Below are 14,764 nucleotides of genomic sequence, written 5' to 3' on the forward strand. Positions count from 1 at the left end.
CGACCTGATGACAGACATTTCCGTCAGCGAACGCCGCCTCAGCGCCGCGCTTGACCGCATCGATCAGTTTCTCGAGGCCGGTCCCGCAGCCCGAACGGATCGCGCGGCCCCGTCAGCCGATATCGGGCTGCAGACCCGTCTGGACGCTGCGCTGGCCGAAAACAGGCGCTTGCAGGACGAACTGGCGGCGCGGGATACGGTTTCCGATGAGGGTGGCGACCGACTGGCCAGCGCCAGTGAACAGGCAGCGCGGCTGGCGGCGGCGAATGACGATCTGGCGGCGGCGAACCGCGTGCTGATCGAGGCGGCATCGGGGCAGGGCGATCTGGCCGAGGCGGTCAGTGTCGCGCTGGAAGCCGAAATCGAGGCGCTTCGTGCCGCCCGTGCTGCAGAGATTGCTCAGCTTGGAGATATCATGGTCGAGCTGGAGCGACTGTTGGCCGGCGAAGGCGAAGGGCAGGCGGCGGGCGATGCTACGGCCGAGGCTGCAGCAGATTCCGGTGGCGTCCCGGATCTGTCGGAAGCCGCCGATAACGACGATTTGCAGAGCGAGGACAGGTAGATGGCCGAGGTCGTATTCACCATCGGACACAAAGAATATCGTCTGAGCGCGCAGGACGGCGAAGAGCGTCTGTTGCAGCGGGCAGCGCAGGTTCTGGATGCAGAGGCGCAGCAAATCCTTGAACAGGCGGGCCGCGTCCCCGAGCCGCGCTTGCTGCTTCTGGCGGGGCTGATGCTGGCGGATCGCTTTGCCACCATGGAAGAGCGTGCCGAAAAGGCCGAGCGGCTGGCGAACCGGCTGCAGACCAATCCGCAGCGGGTCGAAGTGCCGGTGATTCCCTCGGATCTGAAAGAGGCGATGGCGGAACTGGCCGCGCGCGCCGAATCGCTGGCCGAGCGTCTGGAAGAGCAGAACAGCTGAGCCTTAAAGCCGCAGCGACATTGCGCAGCGGTCGGTCAAACCGGCCTCTGCCTCTTGCTCAAGGATCTTGCGAAGTTCGGGCGTCAGGTCACTCGTGGCCAGAATTGCAAAGCCCAGACGGCGATACCACGGCCCGTTCCATGGCACATCGCGAAAGGTCGTCAATGTGAGGGCCTTTGCCGATCGCGCCATGGCCTCGGTCCGGCAACGGGCGATCAGGGCGCTGCCGATCCCCTGACCCTGATGGTCCGGCTCGACCGCGATCTGCCACAGATGCATCGCATTTCCCAGCATTTCGGTGCTGGCAAAGCCGCTGATCTGCCCGTCAGATTGCGTGCTGAGCAGAACCAGCCCGCCTGCGATCATCTCCAGATGACGGGTTTCAGAGGTCACCTCGTCCTCGGCGATCCATTCCAGACCCGGCCATTGCCGGAAGTTTTCGCCCGCGCGCCGCTCGACCTGCGGCAACAGGGCGGCATCTGCCGATGTGGCGGGGCGGATGATCAGGTCGGAAGAGGGCATCGTTCAAATTCTCAGGATTTTGTTGGCTGCGGTTAATCGGCTGTTAATCTGTCGCTGTCAGTTTCGGCTCATGCGCCAGATTCTTTTCACCCTGCTGATCCTTCCCTGCCTGCTGCTTGCGGGCTGCGCCACCTCATCGCCCGATATGATGGGCACATTGCGAAAGGAGGTCGAGGTTGAGGGCATAAACTTCGTCGTGTTCCACGATCTCAACGAGGCTGAGGTGATCCGCATGGGCTATCTTCGACGACACGAGCGGCAGGGCGTGCCGCGACTGATGGCGATTGCGGCGGAACAGGCCTCGGGGTGCCGGGTGATCGTGGACAGTATGACCACCAGACTTCCCGGCGATACCGGCGTGGCGCGATTCGATCTGGGTTGTTAGATTTCGATCCTATCGTTTGACAACGCGCATTCTACAGAACAGAGCCACCCCCCATCACGGGCCTTTCACTCAAGCGGCTGGCCATAGCCAGAGAGGCACCATCGGCTCTGGCCTCAATGGCGAGCAGCGTTCAACTCAACCTGCCGCGCCATTAATGTTGGGATTGATCTCCCACCCGTGCCGCAGCATCTATGCCGGATGGCGGTCACATTAATCTCTCTGTCAAATGGGCACTATTCACTGGAATTTGATCTGGCGGATATGTCATCGGTCGCTGCCTCAATTCGCAAGAGCTATGGCGTGCCGGATAAGCGCCAGCATACCACCTGCGCTGAATATCGGTTCGGTGGCTGCTCTTTCACTTTTCAGGACGAATGGGAAGAACCTTGCCTCATCGCCGGTTCAGCCGAGGGCGACAATATCTCAAGGCGCTGTATGAGGCGCTCAAGTCTGTTTGATCACAGTTTGTATCACGGCTTTCAATCTAACGTGGCGTTGGCAGATATCTGTTGGGATCTCAGCCGTCGCCGAAGAAACTTGCCAGTGCCTCGGCCACAATCTCGGGTGCGTCGGCATGCAGCCAATGGCCCGCATTCTTCACCCTGACGATGCGGATCTGCGGGAAGTAGCGACGCAGGGCGGCCTCGCCATCGCTGGTCACGTATTTCGACTGATCGCCCATCAACTCGACCGCTGGGCCGTCGAATGTGGCTTCCGGTAGACCATCGGGCCAGCCGACAAGATCACCCATCCTCGCCCGCAGAACGGGCAGGTTCAGGCGCCAAGCGGGGGGATTGGCCTTCAGATCCAGCGATTGCAGCAGGAAGGCGCGGATGCCCGGCTCATCGATATGTTCGGCAAGGGCGCGGTCGGCGGCGCTGCGACGGTCGATGGCCGAGAGATCCAGCGCCTCCATCGCGTCGATATATTTCATTTGCGTATGGGTATAGTCGACCGGCGCGATGTCCATCACCGCCAGCTTGCGGACCAGTTCCGGTCGGGTCAGCGCCACGGCCATTGCGGTCTTGCCGCCCATGGAATGCCCGGTGATGTCGGCTGGCGCGCCCAGATCCTCGATCAGCGCGGCGATATCCGCGGCGAGCGCCGGGTAGCGGTGATCCTCGTCCCACGGGCTTTCGCCGTGATTGCGAAGATCGACGGTGACGACGCGCCGTGTCTGCGCCAGCCTGCGGGCCAGCGCACCAAGATTGCGACCCTGCCCGAACAGCCCGTGGATCAACAGGATGGGCACGCCCGGCGCATCGCCGGTAATGGTGTGATTCAGCTTCATGCCGATGATCCTAGTGCGACTGGCGCAGGGCTTCCATCCCGTTTAAGGTCGCGCCATGGCACGCGAGGCAAAGACATTCGACGATATCGGGACCATGGCGGACGAGGTGTCGCGCCTGATCGCCGCGCGTTTCGGCGGGGCAAAACGGGGTGAGCGTCCGCCGCTTCAGGTGATGTTGCGGCGTCGTGGCGGCGCCTTGCCGCGCAAGCTGCGGCGACAGGCGGTGCAACTGGCCACTGCGGATCGGCACGCGCCGCAGCCGAAAATCGCCCGCCAGCAGGATATGGCGACGCTGGAAAAGGCCCATTCCGCGCTGATTCACTATCTTCAGCCTTTGGGCGAGATCAGTCGCTGGCAGGGTCGCGCGATCAGTTTCGCCGCCTCGATCGCGTTCGGAGCGCTGGTTCTGACGGCGGTCGTGGTCTGGATTCTGGTCAAACGCGGATTTGTGTAATTCCATTATCGCATTGCACGTAATGCAAGGCTGATATCAGCCGGATTCGCTTGCCAATGCTGCGCGCTTTCGTCATTGGTAGCGCAACCTTTCCAGGACATCGCCATGACCCAGACCCGTGATTTTCGTCGCGCCATCCTTGCCCTTGCCCTTGGCGCATTTGCCATCGGCACTTCGGAATTCGCGGCAATGGGGCTTTTGCCCTTCTTCTCCGCCGATCTGGGTATCACCGAGCCGCAGGCCGGTCACGTCATCAGCGCCTATGCGCTTGGCGTGGTGATCGGCGCGCCGCTGACCTCGATTCTGGGGGCAAAGCTGCCGCGCAGGCGCTATCTGGCGGCGCTGATGGCCTTTTACGCGGTGATGAACCTGCTGGCGGCGGTACTGCCGGGGCTGAGTTCGCTGACCGCGATGCGTTTTCTGGCCGGACTGCCGCATGGCGGATTTCTGGGTGTGGGCATGCTTTACGCTGCCGATGCCCTGCCGCGCGAGCAGCGGGCACGGGGCGCAGCGCAGGTTCTGCTGGGCCTGACCGTCGCCAATATCGTCGGCGTGCCGCTGGCCGGTTGGCTGGGTCAATCGATCGGCTGGCGGTGGGGCTTTGCCTTGCCGGGCGTGATCGCACTGATCTCGGCCTGGTCGATTCTGCGCTTTGCGCCGCGCGTCGGCGGCAATCCCGATGCCCGTCCGCTGGATGAGTTGGAGGCGTTGCGCAATCCGCGCGTCTTGTGGATTCTTGCGGTTGGCGCGATCGGCTTTGGCGGACTTTTCGCCGTTTATGCCTATCTGACCGCTGCGATCATCGCCACGACCGATGCACCATCATGGGCGGTTCCGGCGGCGCTGGCCGTGTTCGGCATCGGCGGCACGCTGGGCACCTGGGGCGCCGGGCGCGTGACCGAGAAGGTCGGACAGATCCGTGCCGCCTATCTGGCGCTGGCCGCGATGGCGGTGACGCAAGCCTTTGCCGCCTTCGCCGTCGGAAACTGGCCGATGATGATTCTGTCCTCGTTCCTGCTGGCGGCGGGTTCCGGGCTGGTGATTCCATTGCAGACCCGGCTGATGGATGTGGCGGGCAGCGCGCAAAACATGGCGGCGGCGATGAACCACGCTTCGTTCAACTTTGCCAATGCAATCGGGCCGTTCCTTGCCGGTCTGGCGCTGAGCGCGGGCTATGGCTACGCCTCGAACGGCATTGTCGGGATCGCGCTTACGGCAGCGGGGGCGGTGGTTCTGACCCTTGCGCTGATGAATGAGCCAAAGACCCGTCCGGTCGCAGAGAACGCTGGATGACCCGCCGCGAGGTCGAGTGAAATTCACGCCGCCAGGTGACGAACAGCACGACCGAAGTTGCCAGCAGCAGGCCCCAACTGCCGACCAGCCAGCCGAGTGAGCCGAGCGCGAAATAGACGCTGCGCAGCCCGGCATTGAAGCTGCGGGCGGCGGTGATGTTCAGATCGGCGGCCTGCATCGCGCGGGTATAGGTCATCGGATCGTCGGGCTTGTTCGGGACCGCACCCATCATGATTGCGCAATAGCCGAAAAGCCGGTGCGACCAGACGAACTTGAGGAAGGCGTTGACGACGAAGAACATCGTCACCAGCAGCTTCAGCTCCATCTGCACATCATCGACCTTGGCCAGTTCAAAGCCCTGCGCAATTCCGCGCAGCCGGTCGGCATTGCTGATCAGCGCCAGAATTCCGCCCGTCGCAATCATGCAGGCCGAGGCGAAGAAGGACGTGCCCTCGCGCAGGCTGGCAAGGATGTTGCTGTCGAAGATCCGCGGCTCGCGCGTGATCATCTCGGTCATCCATTCGCGGCGATACTGTTTCATCAGGATCGAGACCGAGGGTCGTCCCTTCGGCGGCCGCTCGGTCAGGCGCCCGATGGTGAACCAGCCGACGAACAGCAGGATGACCGCTGTCAGGTCAAGGAAGTGTATGGTTTCTGGCAGATAAAGCTGAAGGTTCATGCAGAAGATGTCGCATGGATCGCGCAAGTTGCAAAGACCCTCGCAGCCTGTGGATGGCAGAGGTCTTGAAGCCGCGCGGCGGGTTCCTAAATGAAGATCACCGTCGGCCAGATGGCGGCGGTTATGGCCTGCCCGATTATCGGGGGGCATTGATCTGCATCGCTTCAGGAAGGATGTACCCTATGCGAAATTTTGACCTGACCCCGCTTTATCGTGCCTCGGTCGGCTTTGACCGTCTGGCTGATGTCGTTGACCGCGCCCTGTCCGCGGATGTGACCGCTTCCAGCTATCCTCCGTATAACATCGAAAAGACTGGCGAAAATTCCTATCGCATCTCGATTGCCGTAGCCGGTTTCTCGGCTGAGCAGTTGAATGTCGAGGTGCGCGATGGTGCCGTCATCGTGGCCGCCCGGAAATCCGAGGATGATGACAGCAAGCGCAGCTATCTGCACCGCGGCATCGCGACCCGCGCGTTCGAGCGCAAGTTCACCCTTGCCGATCACGTCCGCGTCGATGGCGCCAGCCATGCCGACGGCATGCTACATATCGATCTGGTCCGCGAGATCCCCGAGGCTCTGAAGCCCCGCCAGATCGAGATCGCAAAGGCCGCCCCCAAGGTCGAGAAACTCGACTCCTGAAGCTGAGCCTTCGGAATTGACCATGCCCGTCGGTAATCCCGGCGGGCATTTTCGTGTCTGATGCTGGCGAAAAGGTTGCAACAGCGCCGCGCTGTGCTGTGTCTCGTCGCATACGGCATAGTTAAATGGCATGTTGGTAGGCGCGGAGGGACTTGAACCCCCAACCAAGGCGTTATGAGCGCCCTGCTCTGACCATTGAGCTACGCGCCCCCGTCAAGGTCTGACACTGACTAGTCAGACCGCAGGAGGTGGTCAAGCATTCGCTTTGCCCGGCAGGCTTGCGCAAGGGCTTCCCGCATGGGATTGTCTGCGCGAATTCATTGACATGAGACATATCATGACCAAAGCTGACGCTTCCCTGAAAAGCCTGACCCTTCATTTCGCCGGGCTGTTCATTCTTTTCACCGCGGTGCTCATCGCGCTTCTGGTCGCGCTTGAAGTGTTTCTGGGCTTCACCATGGAAAATAACGTGATGGGCCTGATCATCCCGATCATCGTCGCGATGCAGATTGGCACGATCTATTTCAACCGGACCGGACAACGTCCGACGCCGTCCTTTTCGTGGAAGGCTGCCCTCAGCTTTGCGACGACCAGCGTGGTTCTGTCATTCGTCCTGATCGCGGTGATGTACCTGCTTGGCCTCCGTCCAGAGATTGATGCGCTTCTGGCAGAACCGGGAAGCCCGCCAATCATCCTCGGCGTGACGGCGTTCCTGTGGCTGCTTCTGCTGCTCGGTTGCCGGTTCACTTTCGCCGCGGGCGCGAAGCAGGGGCAGAAGCTGCAGGAAAAGACCGCGAAAAGGAAAGCCTCGCGCGACTGAAACCGCTTGCCGACATTGCCAGCCCGCGGGGGTTGCGCTATCGGGGGCGCATCATTCCGGCCAGCGAAGGATTCCCCCATGACCGAGCGTAAGAACAGCCTGTCCTATGCCGATGCGGGCGTGGATATCGATGCCGGGAATGCTCTGGTCGAACGGATCAAGCCCGCCGCCGCCTCGACCACGCGGCCCGGCGTGATGGATGCGCTTGGCGGTTTCGGCGCGCTGTTTGATCCGAAGGCTGCGGGCTATGACGATCCGGTGCTGGTTGCTGCGACCGATGGTGTCGGCACCAAGCTGCGGATCGCCATTGATACCGGCCATCTGGACGGCATCGGGCAGGATCTGGTCGCCATGTGCGTCAATGATCTGGTCTGCCAAGGGGCCGAGCCGCTGTTCTTCCTTGATTATTTCGCGACCGGCAAGCTTTCGGTTGACGAAGGCGCCCGCGTTGTCGAAGGGATCGCGCGCGGCTGCAAGGCGGCCGGTTGTGCGCTGATTGGCGGCGAGACGGCCGAGATGCCGGGCATGTATCACGACGGCGATTTCGATCTGGCGGGGTTTGCGGTCGGCGCGATGCAGCGCGGAACGGCGCTGCCTGCGGGCGTGGTGGCGGGTGATGTGCTGCTGGGCCTTGCCTCGGACGGGGTGCATTCGAATGGCTATTCGCTGGTCCGCAAGGTGGCGGAACATGCCGGTCTTGGCTGGGACGACGCGGCACCCTTTGCGGACAGTTCGCTGGGCGAGGCGCTGCTGGTGCCGACGCGGCTTTACGTGAAACCGGCGCTGACGGCGATCCGTGCAGGGGGCGTGCATGCGCTGGCCCATATCACCGGCGGCGGCGTGACCGAGAACCTGCCGCGCGTCCTGCCGAAAGAGCTTGGGGCCGATATCGATCTGGGCGCATGGTCGCTGCCGCCGGTCTTCCGCTGGCTGGCCGAGGCGGGTGGCGTCTCGCAGGCCGAGATGCTGAAGACCTTCAACAGCGGCATCGGGCTGATCCTGTCGGTCGCGGCCGACCGTGCCGATATGCTGGCGGCTCTGCTGGAAGCCGAAGGCGAGACCGTGTTCCGCATCGGCACCGTCACCGAAGGGCAGGGCGTCCGCTACAGCGGGACGCTTGCGTGAAACGCGTTGCCATTCTGATCTCGGGCGGCGGGTCGAACATGATCCGTCTGGTCGAGGATATGCAGGGCGATCATCCGGGGCGTGCGGTGCTGGTCGCCTCGAACGATCCCGCCGCTGCCGGTCTTGGTAAAGCTGCGGCGATGGGCGTGCCGACGGCTTCGGTCGATCATCGCGCCTTCAAGGGCGACCGTGAGGGGTTCGAGGCGGCGTTGCTGCAACCGCTGCTTGATGCCCGGCCTGATATCATCTGCCTTGCCGGGTTCATGCGGATTCTGACGCCCGGCTTTGTGCAGCGTTTCGCGGGCCGGATGATTAATATCCACCCTTCGCTGCTGCCGAAATATCCGGGCCTGCACACCCATGCCCGCGCCATCGAAGCGGGCGATGCCGAGGCCGGGGCCACGGTTCACGAGGTCACGCCCGATCTGGATTCCGGACCGATGCTGGGGCAGGTGCGGGTGCCGGTCCTGCCCGGCGATACGTCCGAGGCCTTGGCCGCGCGGGTTCTGGTGCAGGAACACAGGCTTTATCCAGCGGTTCTTCGGCGTTACGCGGCGGGCGACCGGAGCCCGGTTCTGCTTACCGCGACCGAATTGCATCCCGGCATCTGAGCCACTGCGTTAGCTGTCGTTCCAACGCTTCGCATTGGCCTCGATCGCGGCAATGCGTTTCGCGGCGGGCGGATGCGACAGGAACCATGCGGGGGGCTGGCTGCCGCCGCTGCCGGTCAGACGCTCCAGCTTCCTGAACAGCGAAATCTGCGGCGCGGTGCCCATGCCTGCCTTGACCATCAGGGCGCTGGCAAATTCATCCGCCTCGAATTCGTCCTGACGCGACAGGCGGGCGGCGATGGCATTGGCGATCATACTGGCAATCCACATGCCAATCCCCGGCAAGAACCGCCCCAGAATGCCGCCCAGCGTCAGGCGGATGGCGTTTTGCCCGGCGAAATCGATCATCCGGCGGCGGGTATGGCCGTGGGCGACATGGCCCAGTTCATGCGCGATGACGCTGGCCAGTTCTTCGGGCGTGACCTCGTCAGAGTCCAGTTTGCGCAGGAAACCTCGGGTCAGGAAAATGCGGCCATCGGGGGCGGCGAGGCCGTTTACCGGCTCGATCTCATAGACATGCGCCTTGACCGGGGGCAGCTCCATCGCGTGGCCCAGCCGTTCCAGCATCGGCACCAGCCGGGGATGCGTCAGGGGCGTCGATTTCTGGTTCAGCTCGCGCTTCAGCCGCCACAGGGAAAAGAACCACATGGCGGCCATATAGGCGATGATCAGAAGAAGGGGCGTCAGCTTCAGCATGGTGCCTATATGGTGTCCCCGCGCCGCCCGCGCCAGAATTTTCGCGCGGCATAAAGGATCGCGGCCAGCACCAGCCCGACGGCCAGTGCCTTCATCGCCGCCGCTTCGTCATGGCGGAAGTTGCGGGCGACCAGATGGCCCAATGTCAGGTGGATCACCGCCCACAAAACCTCGCCGCTGACCGAGGCCAGTGCAAAGCGGGGCAGGGCCATTCCCGCCGCGCCCGAGACATAGTTGATCGCAGGCCCAAGGGGCGTGATCAGCCAGCGCGACAGGAACACCGCCATCAGCCCGCGTTTGCGGATGAAGTCATGCGCCCGCGCCATCAAAACCGCGCGCTTGGTCCCCGCCCGGTTCAGCCACGGCCCCAGCCTGCGCGCCACCGAGAATGCCGTCAGATCGCCCAAAGATGCCCCCGCGACCGCCGCAAGAATCAGCCACGGCAGATGCAGATGCCCGGTCCCGCTGAGCGCGCCCGCCGTCAGAAGCAGCGCCGAGGTCGGCACCGGCACCATCATGCAGGACAGAAACGCCGAGACCGCCAGCAACCACGGCCCCCATTGCGGCAGTAGCGCCAGCAGGTCATGGCTCATCCAAGAACCCGCATCGCCTCGGTCAGCCCCTGAAGGGTCAGCGGCTTCATCCGGTTCTCGAATATCTTGCCGATCAGGTCGATCGACTGGGTATAGCGCCAATGCGCTTCGGGCACCGGGTTCAGCCAGATATGATCCGGCCATGTCTCGCAGGCGCGTTGCAGCCACAGCGCGCCGGGTTCCGGGTTCCAGTGTTCATTCGCCCCGCCGGGCGCCAGCACCTCATAGGGCGACATCGAGGCATCGCCGACGAAGATGCATTTATAATCGCGGCCATAGCGGTGCAGAATGTCCCAGGTCGGCGTCTGTTCGTTCCAGCGGCGGCGATTGTCCTTCCACACCGCCTCGTAAAGGCAGTTGTGGAAATAGAAATGCTCCATGTGCTTGAATTCGGCACGCGCGGCCGAGAACAGTTCATCCACCAGTCGGGTATGGTCGTCCATGCTGCCGCCGACATCCAGAAACAGCAGCACCTTGACCGCATTGCGACGTTCGGGTCGGGTCTGGACATCGATATAGCCGTGATCGGCGGTGGCGCGGATGGTCGCGGGCAGGTCAAGTTCATCAGCCGCGCCATGCCGCGCCCATTGCCGCAGGCGTTTCAGCGCCACCTTGATATTGCGGGTGCCAAGCTCGACCCCGTCGTCGAAATCGCGAAATTCGCGCTTGTCCCAGACCTTCACCGCGCGGCGGTGGCGGCTTTCGTCCTGCCCGATACGGACGCCTTCGGGGTTATAGCCGTAAGCGCCAAAAGGTGACGTGCCCGCCGTGCCGACCCATTTATTGCCGCCCTGATGGCGGCCCTGCTGTTCCTGAAGCCGTTCCCTTAGCTTGCGCATCAGCTCTTCAAAGCTGCCGCTGCCATCGATGGCGGCTTTTTCTTCATCGGTCAGCAGTTTCTCGGCCAGTTTTTGCAGCCATTCGCGGGGGATGGTCTGTTCCGTGACCAGCGCCTTGATCGGGATGGTTTCAAGGCCCGAAAAGGTCTCGGCGAAGGCGCGGTCGAAGCGGTCGATGTGTCGTTCGTCCTTGATCAGGACCAGCCGGGCGAGGTGGTAGAAATCATCCACCTGCCAGCCCGCGATCCCGGCCTGCATCGCGCCCATCAGGTCCAGCCATTCCCGCAGCGACACCGGCACTCCTTGCCGGCGCAGGCTGTCGAGGAAGGGCAGGAACATCAGATCATCCGGTCTATGATGACGGTGGCGAACAGGGCAATGATAGCAAAGGCGATGGCGAAAGCGACCGCATATTGCAGGCGGTCGCGCTTGTTGCCGCCATGTCGGCCCGCCCTGAACCAGCCCAGAAGCGCGCCGATGATGACTGCTGCGATGATGATCATGCCGGCCTTCCGCTGCTGATTGCCGCTTGCAGATACAGGCTGACGCTGTGGCGCGCAACCGGCAGGGGCTGCGACACAGTTGCAACTGGCTGCGGGATCGGGCATCAGAATATCATGACCGAGGAAAGAGCCAGACAGCTAGAGGATGCCCTGCGCAATGCCGGGGTTCGGGTGACGCGGCAGCGGGCGGCGTTGCTGCGGGTGATCGCATCAAGCGACGATCACCCCGACGCGGCGGAACTGCATGCGCGGGCCGAGGCGGCGGGGGCCGGGGTGTCGCTGGCCACCGTCTATCGGACGCTGACCACGCTTCAGGCGCAGGGCGTGATCGACAAGCTGGAATTTCGCGGCGAACCGGCCCGTTGGGAAGCGGCGGATCAATCGCATCACGACCATATCATCGATGTCGAGACCGGCGAGGTGATCGAATTCACCAATCAGCGGATCGAGCGTTTGCAGGCCGAGATTGCGCAGGAACTGGGCTATGAGATCGTCCATCACCGGCTGGAGCTTTATGTGCGGCGGGTGAAGGAGAAATAGGGGCGCTGCCCCTCGCCCCTGCGGGGCTCACCCCGGGATATTTCAGGACCAATGCAGGATGCAGGTTTTCGACAAGATCATCTCGGATCGCGGGTCGCGTTATGCCGTCTCGGGCGGGGCGGCGGCGAGCCGGGACGAGGTGGCGGCGCTGCTGGCCGAGTTGAAGCGGAACAAGCGCTTCGCGAAGGCGACGCATAATACCTGGGCGGCTGTTCTGGCGGGTGAGCCGGTGAAGGACGATGATGGCGAAAGCGGGGCGGGGGCGCTGATCCTGCAGATGCTGGAGCGGGCCGGGGTAGGCGATCATGTGGTGGTGGTGACGCGGTGGTATGGCGGCAAGCATCTGGGCGGCGACAGGTTTCGTCATGTGGCGGATGCGGTGCGGTATTATCTGCGCGAGACGGGGTTGGGTTAGGAAAGGGCGGCGCAGATGCGGTTTCTGGATTTCAGCTCGTGGCAGGCGGTTTTGACCAGTCTGATCGGCCTGGCCCTGTTCATGCTGGTCGGTGTCGGGGTTCGGGTGCTGATGATGCTGACCATTCAGCAGCGTCAGCAACGGGTGAACCGGCAGATCAATGAACGTCTGCGGACGCTGATTGCCGCTTACAAGGTGCTGGGCGGCTCTTTCACCGGCGATCTGAACGTCGATCCCGCGCATCTGCGCGATCTGCGCCGCGACCCCGGGCAGGTGGTCGAGGGGGAAAGCAGCGATCCGGCCTCTGGATCGGACCGCCGCCGTCGGGTGCGCGATGCTGTCGAGGCGGCTTTGTCCGATATCATTCTTCTGGGCACCGAAGATCAGGTCAGACTCGCGGCAAAGGCCGCGACGGATATGGCGGAGGGGCGACCGATCCAGACGGCCGAACTGGCGATCTCGCTGCGCGATTTCATCCGATCCGCGCTTGATCTTGCGCCGGTGCCAAAGGGTGTCGTGATCCCTAATCAGGGGCCAAGCCGGGTGCAGGGCGGATCGGGCAAGGGTCGCGGTTCGGAAGGGGGCGGGGGCGGCCGGTCAGGGGGCGGCGGCGCTGGTGGAGGCATGGGTGGTGGAATGGGCGGTGGCATGGGAATGGGAATGGGATCGCGCCGCACCGATGACGGCTGAAATCTGACAGGGACGGACGACGCTGTTTCAGCGACTTTGCTGATCGGACGTCATGTCTTCGCAGGGCAAGTGTTTGCCCGGTCCGATGATCCACCTGATGATGAGTGCGGCGCAGGTCGCCACCAGAATGAAGATGGTCGAGTTTTTTGCCAGCTGAAGCCATCCGTAAGGCGTAAGTATACCGTCAACCGAAACGACCTGATCTCCGCCTCCGATCTGCGAGGATCTGCTGGGATCCATGTATTCGAGCCAGCCCATGAACCGGGTCAATGCGATAAAGGCCAGCGTCAGCATGGTCGCCGTCACAATGCCCCAGCCAAGTGCACGGCGCCATGTCACGTTCTTCCGGGTGACATACCAAAGCAGCGGAGCGACTGCGGTCCAGCAAACTGTGAAGGCAACAGGCAGGCCGATAATGGCAGCAAAAGGTAGGATGCCAATGCCCAGACCAATGACGACAGGGGTTGAGATGATCGCCCATCCGAGCAGTGCCGACAGATTGACAGCCCACACGCGCTGCCTGTCGGAATATGCATCATCAGATTGCATTCGCGCTTTCTTCAGATCCGCCGCCGCGCCCTGAGCGCCGCGCTGATGGTGCCGTCGTCGAGATAGTCCAGTTCGCCGCCAATGGGGACGCCTTGGGCAAGGCCGGTGACTGTGATGTCGGTGCCTTCCAGTGCTTCGGCGATGTAATGGGCGGTGGTCTGGCCATCGACGGTGGCGTTCAGCGCAAGGATCACTTCGCGGATGCCTTTACGCGAGACGCGGTCGATCAGTGCGGGGATTCCGAGGTCGTCGGGGCCGATCTCGTCCAGCGCCGACAGGGTGCCGCCGAGGACGTGGTAGCGTCCGGCGAAGGCGCGGCCGCGTTCCAGCGCCCAAAGATCGGCCACATCCTCGACCACGCAAATCTCGCCATTGGCGCGGGCGGGATCGGTACAGATCAGGCATTCGTCACGGTCGGTGACATTGCCGCAGGTCAGGCATTCGCGGGAATTGACCGCGACCGAGTCGAGCAGTTTGGCAAGCTCTGACATTTGCCCGGTCCGTTTGCGGATCAGGTGCAGGACGATCCGTCGGGCCGAGCGGGGGCCAAGCCCCGGAAGGCGGGCCATCAGGGCGACAAGGGCCTGAATGTCGTCGCTACCTTCGGTCATGGGGACACGCTTGTCGGTGTGATGAAGTTGGAGTGCCCGCCCGGAACAAAGGTGCGTGAAACGCACCGCCGGGCAGTGTCCGTCCGCCCCACCGGACGGGCACTTTGGTGAGGTTCCGCGCAACAGAGATGGACGGCGGGGCGGCGCGATAAAGTGTCAAATTCGCCTGTCGCTGTGCCCATCCGGCGGACGGGCGCTGCCCTCTGCTTTGATGGGCGACGGATGCGCATTCGGCCCGGCCTAGAACGGCAGCTTCATATCGGCAGGCAACCCCAGTTCCGAGGTGACCCGCGACATTTCCGATTGCATCTTGTCCTGCGCGCGCCGCTGGGCGTCCTTGATCGCGGCAAGGATCAGATCCTCGACCACTTCCTTTTCGGTGGGCTGGAAGATCGACGGATCGATGTCCAGCGCCGTCAACTCGCCCTTGGCGGTGCAGGTGGCCTTGACCAGACCCGCGCCGGATTCGCCGGTGACGGTGACCCGCTCCAGATCCTCCTGCATTTTCTGCATCTTGCCTTGCATGTCCTTGGCCGCCTTCATCATTTTGGCCATATCGCCAAGACCGCCCAATCCCTTGATCATCGC

At 63.1% G+C, this 14,764-nt stretch carries 22 protein-coding genes and 1 tRNA gene; 12 read left to right on the plus strand and 11 right to left on the minus strand.

Features of this window, described 5'->3' with window-relative positions; genetic code table 11:
• Window positions 1–7 precede the first annotated feature (7 nt).
• On the plus strand, window positions 8–562 hold the full coding sequence (locus JJJ17_RS06300) for a hypothetical protein (RefSeq protein WP_200684556.1): 555 nt from the start codon (window positions 8–10) through the stop codon (window positions 560–562).
• The gene (gene zapA / locus JJJ17_RS06305; RefSeq protein WP_200684557.1) at window positions 563–922 is read left to right on the plus strand and encodes a cell division protein ZapA; all 360 of its coding nucleotides are present in this window, start codon (window positions 563–565) and stop codon (window positions 920–922) included. It abuts the gene before it with no gap.
• Window positions 923–925: 3 nt separating this feature from the next.
• Here zapA and JJJ17_RS06310 read toward each other — a convergent pair whose 3' ends face one another.
• A complete protein-coding gene (locus JJJ17_RS06310; RefSeq protein WP_200684558.1) occupies window positions 926–1,444 on the minus strand; it encodes a GNAT family N-acetyltransferase in 519 nt (172 codons plus the stop codon).
• 70 nt (window positions 1,445–1,514) lie between these two features.
• On the opposite strand from JJJ17_RS06310, the gene JJJ17_RS06315 reads away from it, so the two are divergent.
• The gene (locus JJJ17_RS06315; RefSeq protein WP_200684559.1) at window positions 1,515–1,829 is read left to right on the plus strand and encodes a hypothetical protein; all 315 of its coding nucleotides are present in this window, start codon (window positions 1,515–1,517) and stop codon (window positions 1,827–1,829) included.
• 517 nt (window positions 1,830–2,346) lie between these two features.
• Here the strand turns inward: JJJ17_RS06315 and JJJ17_RS06320 are convergent.
• Window positions 2,347–3,120, minus strand: coding sequence for an alpha/beta fold hydrolase (locus JJJ17_RS06320; RefSeq protein ID WP_200684561.1), 774 nt, complete (start codon window positions 3,118–3,120; stop codon window positions 2,347–2,349).
• Window positions 3,121–3,175: 55 nt separating this feature from the next.
• Between JJJ17_RS06320 and JJJ17_RS06325 the strand changes: the two genes are divergently transcribed.
• Entirely contained in the window at window positions 3,176–3,574 is a 399-nt protein-coding gene (locus JJJ17_RS06325) for a hypothetical protein (protein WP_200684563.1), read from the plus strand.
• A gap of 105 nt (window positions 3,575–3,679) precedes the next feature.
• On the plus strand, window positions 3,680–4,867 hold the full coding sequence (locus tag JJJ17_RS06330; RefSeq protein WP_200684565.1) for an MFS transporter: 1,188 nt from the start codon (window positions 3,680–3,682) through the stop codon (window positions 4,865–4,867).
• Here JJJ17_RS06330 and JJJ17_RS06335 read toward each other — a convergent pair.
• Window positions 4,785–5,546 carry a DUF599 domain-containing protein gene (locus JJJ17_RS06335; RefSeq protein ID WP_200684854.1) on the minus strand — a complete coding sequence of 254 codons (762 nt, stop codon included), beginning with the start codon at window positions 5,544–5,546 and terminating at the stop codon, window positions 4,785–4,787. The genes JJJ17_RS06330 and JJJ17_RS06335 overlap by 83 nt on opposite strands.
• A gap of 182 nt (window positions 5,547–5,728) precedes the next feature.
• Here JJJ17_RS06335 and JJJ17_RS06340 point away from each other — a divergent pair, with 182 nt between their 5' ends.
• Complete coding sequence (locus JJJ17_RS06340; protein ID WP_200684567.1) at window positions 5,729–6,184, plus strand: Hsp20 family protein; 456 nt, start codon at window positions 5,729–5,731, stop codon at window positions 6,182–6,184.
• Window positions 6,185–6,318: 134 nt separating this feature from the next.
• Here JJJ17_RS06340 and JJJ17_RS06345 read toward each other — a convergent pair.
• Window positions 6,319–6,394 (minus strand) — tRNA-Ile (locus tag JJJ17_RS06345).
• A 127-nt stretch (window positions 6,395–6,521) separates the two neighbouring features.
• Here JJJ17_RS06345 and JJJ17_RS06350 point away from each other — a divergent pair.
• From JJJ17_RS06350 to purN, 3 genes are all read left to right on the plus strand, one after another.
• A complete protein-coding gene (locus JJJ17_RS06350) occupies window positions 6,522–7,004 on the plus strand; it encodes an ABZJ_00895 family protein (protein WP_200684569.1) in 483 nt (160 codons plus the stop codon).
• 78 nt (window positions 7,005–7,082) lie between these two features.
• Window positions 7,083–8,129, plus strand: a complete 1,047-nt coding sequence (gene purM, locus JJJ17_RS06355) for a phosphoribosylformylglycinamidine cyclo-ligase (RefSeq protein WP_200684571.1) — start codon at window positions 7,083–7,085, stop codon at window positions 8,127–8,129.
• Entirely contained in the window at window positions 8,126–8,740 is a 615-nt protein-coding gene (gene purN / locus JJJ17_RS06360; RefSeq protein WP_200684574.1) for a phosphoribosylglycinamide formyltransferase, read from the plus strand. The genes purM and purN overlap by 4 nt, the downstream gene beginning before the upstream one ends.
• 9 nt (window positions 8,741–8,749) lie before the next feature.
• Here the strand turns inward: purN and JJJ17_RS06365 are convergent, their stop codons facing one another.
• Genes JJJ17_RS06365 through JJJ17_RS06380 form a run of 4 tightly spaced genes read right to left on the minus strand, consistent with a single transcriptional unit; the run spans window position 8,750 to window position 11,371 of the window.
• A complete protein-coding gene (locus tag JJJ17_RS06365) occupies window positions 8,750–9,436 on the minus strand; it encodes a M48 family metallopeptidase (RefSeq protein WP_200684576.1) in 687 nt (228 codons plus the stop codon).
• A gap of 5 nt (window positions 9,437–9,441) precedes the next feature.
• The gene (locus JJJ17_RS06370; protein WP_200684578.1) at window positions 9,442–10,029 is read right to left on the minus strand and encodes a DedA family protein; all 588 of its coding nucleotides are present in this window, start codon (window positions 10,027–10,029) and stop codon (window positions 9,442–9,444) included.
• Window positions 10,026–11,207 (minus strand): vWA domain-containing protein, encoded by a 1,182-nt coding sequence (locus JJJ17_RS06375; RefSeq protein ID WP_200684580.1) that lies wholly within the window; start codon window positions 11,205–11,207, stop codon window positions 10,026–10,028. Before JJJ17_RS06375 ends, JJJ17_RS06370 begins: the two co-directional genes overlap by 4 nt.
• On the minus strand, window positions 11,207–11,371 hold the full coding sequence (locus JJJ17_RS06380) for a hypothetical protein (protein WP_200684582.1): 165 nt from the start codon (window positions 11,369–11,371) through the stop codon (window positions 11,207–11,209). Before JJJ17_RS06380 ends, JJJ17_RS06375 begins: the two co-directional genes overlap by 1 nt.
• Window positions 11,372–11,482: 111 nt before the next feature.
• Here JJJ17_RS06380 and JJJ17_RS06385 point away from each other — a divergent pair, with 111 nt between their 5' ends.
• The 3 genes from JJJ17_RS06385 to JJJ17_RS06395 are packed head-to-tail and all read left to right on the plus strand — an operon-like array spanning window position 11,483 to window position 13,016.
• Window positions 11,483–11,911 carry a Fur family transcriptional regulator gene (locus JJJ17_RS06385; protein WP_200684855.1) on the plus strand — a complete coding sequence of 143 codons (429 nt, stop codon included), beginning with the start codon at window positions 11,483–11,485 and terminating at the stop codon, window positions 11,909–11,911.
• A gap of 58 nt (window positions 11,912–11,969) precedes the next feature.
• Window positions 11,970–12,326: a YigZ family protein gene (locus JJJ17_RS06390; protein WP_200684584.1), complete on the plus strand. Its 357-nt coding sequence runs from the start codon at window positions 11,970–11,972 to the stop codon at window positions 12,324–12,326.
• A 15-nt stretch (window positions 12,327–12,341) separates the two neighbouring features.
• Window positions 12,342–13,016: a hypothetical protein gene (locus tag JJJ17_RS06395; protein ID WP_200684586.1), complete on the plus strand. Its 675-nt coding sequence runs from the start codon at window positions 12,342–12,344 to the stop codon at window positions 13,014–13,016.
• Window positions 13,017–13,043: 27 nt separating this feature from the next.
• Here the strand turns inward: JJJ17_RS06395 and JJJ17_RS06400 are convergent, their stop codons facing one another.
• From JJJ17_RS06400 to JJJ17_RS06410, 3 genes are all read right to left on the minus strand, one after another.
• Window positions 13,044–13,565: a hypothetical protein gene (locus JJJ17_RS06400; RefSeq protein WP_200684588.1), complete on the minus strand. Its 522-nt coding sequence runs from the start codon at window positions 13,563–13,565 to the stop codon at window positions 13,044–13,046.
• 11 nt (window positions 13,566–13,576) lie between these two features.
• Complete coding sequence (recR, locus tag JJJ17_RS06405) at window positions 13,577–14,176, minus strand: recombination mediator RecR (protein WP_200684590.1); 600 nt, start codon at window positions 14,174–14,176, stop codon at window positions 13,577–13,579.
• Between the two features lie 240 nt (window positions 14,177–14,416).
• Window positions 14,417–14,761: a YbaB/EbfC family nucleoid-associated protein gene (locus tag JJJ17_RS06410; protein WP_200684592.1), complete on the minus strand. Its 345-nt coding sequence runs from the start codon at window positions 14,759–14,761 to the stop codon at window positions 14,417–14,419.
• Between the last annotated feature and the right edge of the window lie 3 nt (window positions 14,762–14,764).

This window comes from Paracoccus caeni (assembly GCF_016629665.1).
GTDB lineage: Bacteria > Pseudomonadota > Alphaproteobacteria > Rhodobacterales > Rhodobacteraceae > Paracoccus > Paracoccus caeni.

Bases quoted from the DNA above. Each gene is read 5' to 3' on its own strand.
- JJJ17_RS06300 (WP_200684556.1), top strand. From the start codon at position 8: ATGACAGACATTTCCGTCAGCGAACGCCGCCTCAGCGCCGCGCTTGAC.
- zapA (WP_200684557.1), top strand. From the start codon at position 563: ATGGCCGAGGTCGTATTCACCATCGGACACAAAGAATATCGTCTGAGC.
- JJJ17_RS06310 (WP_200684558.1), bottom strand. From the start codon at position 1,444: ATGCCCTCTTCCGACCTGATCATCCGCCCCGCCACATCGGCAGATGCC.
- JJJ17_RS06315 (WP_200684559.1), top strand. From the start codon at position 1,515: ATGCGCCAGATTCTTTTCACCCTGCTGATCCTTCCCTGCCTGCTGCTT.
- JJJ17_RS06320 (WP_200684561.1), bottom strand. From the start codon at position 3,120: ATGAAGCTGAATCACACCATTACCGGCGATGCGCCGGGCGTGCCCATC.
- JJJ17_RS06325 (WP_200684563.1), top strand. From the start codon at position 3,176: ATGGCACGCGAGGCAAAGACATTCGACGATATCGGGACCATGGCGGAC.
- JJJ17_RS06330 (WP_200684565.1), top strand. From the start codon at position 3,680: ATGACCCAGACCCGTGATTTTCGTCGCGCCATCCTTGCCCTTGCCCTT.
- JJJ17_RS06335 (WP_200684854.1), bottom strand. From the start codon at position 5,546: ATGAACCTTCAGCTTTATCTGCCAGAAACCATACACTTCCTTGACCTG.
- JJJ17_RS06340 (WP_200684567.1), top strand. From the start codon at position 5,729: ATGCGAAATTTTGACCTGACCCCGCTTTATCGTGCCTCGGTCGGCTTT.
- JJJ17_RS06350 (WP_200684569.1), top strand. From the start codon at position 6,522: ATGACCAAAGCTGACGCTTCCCTGAAAAGCCTGACCCTTCATTTCGCC.
- purM (WP_200684571.1), top strand. From the start codon at position 7,083: ATGACCGAGCGTAAGAACAGCCTGTCCTATGCCGATGCGGGCGTGGAT.
- JJJ17_RS06365 (WP_200684576.1), bottom strand. From the start codon at position 9,436: ATGCTGAAGCTGACGCCCCTTCTTCTGATCATCGCCTATATGGCCGCC.
- JJJ17_RS06370 (WP_200684578.1), bottom strand. From the start codon at position 10,029: ATGAGCCATGACCTGCTGGCGCTACTGCCGCAATGGGGGCCGTGGTTG.
- JJJ17_RS06375 (WP_200684580.1), bottom strand. From the start codon at position 11,207: ATGTTCCTGCCCTTCCTCGACAGCCTGCGCCGGCAAGGAGTGCCGGTG.
- JJJ17_RS06380 (WP_200684582.1), bottom strand. From the start codon at position 11,371: ATGATCATCATCGCAGCAGTCATCATCGGCGCGCTTCTGGGCTGGTTC.
- JJJ17_RS06390 (WP_200684584.1), top strand. From the start codon at position 11,970: ATGCAGGTTTTCGACAAGATCATCTCGGATCGCGGGTCGCGTTATGCC.
- JJJ17_RS06395 (WP_200684586.1), top strand. From the start codon at position 12,342: ATGCGGTTTCTGGATTTCAGCTCGTGGCAGGCGGTTTTGACCAGTCTG.
- JJJ17_RS06400 (WP_200684588.1), bottom strand. From the start codon at position 13,565: ATGCAATCTGATGATGCATATTCCGACAGGCAGCGCGTGTGGGCTGTC.
- recR (WP_200684590.1), bottom strand. From the start codon at position 14,176: ATGACCGAAGGTAGCGACGACATTCAGGCCCTTGTCGCCCTGATGGCC.
- JJJ17_RS06410 (WP_200684592.1), bottom strand. From the start codon at position 14,761: ATGATCAAGGGATTGGGCGGTCTTGGCGATATGGCCAAAATGATGAAG.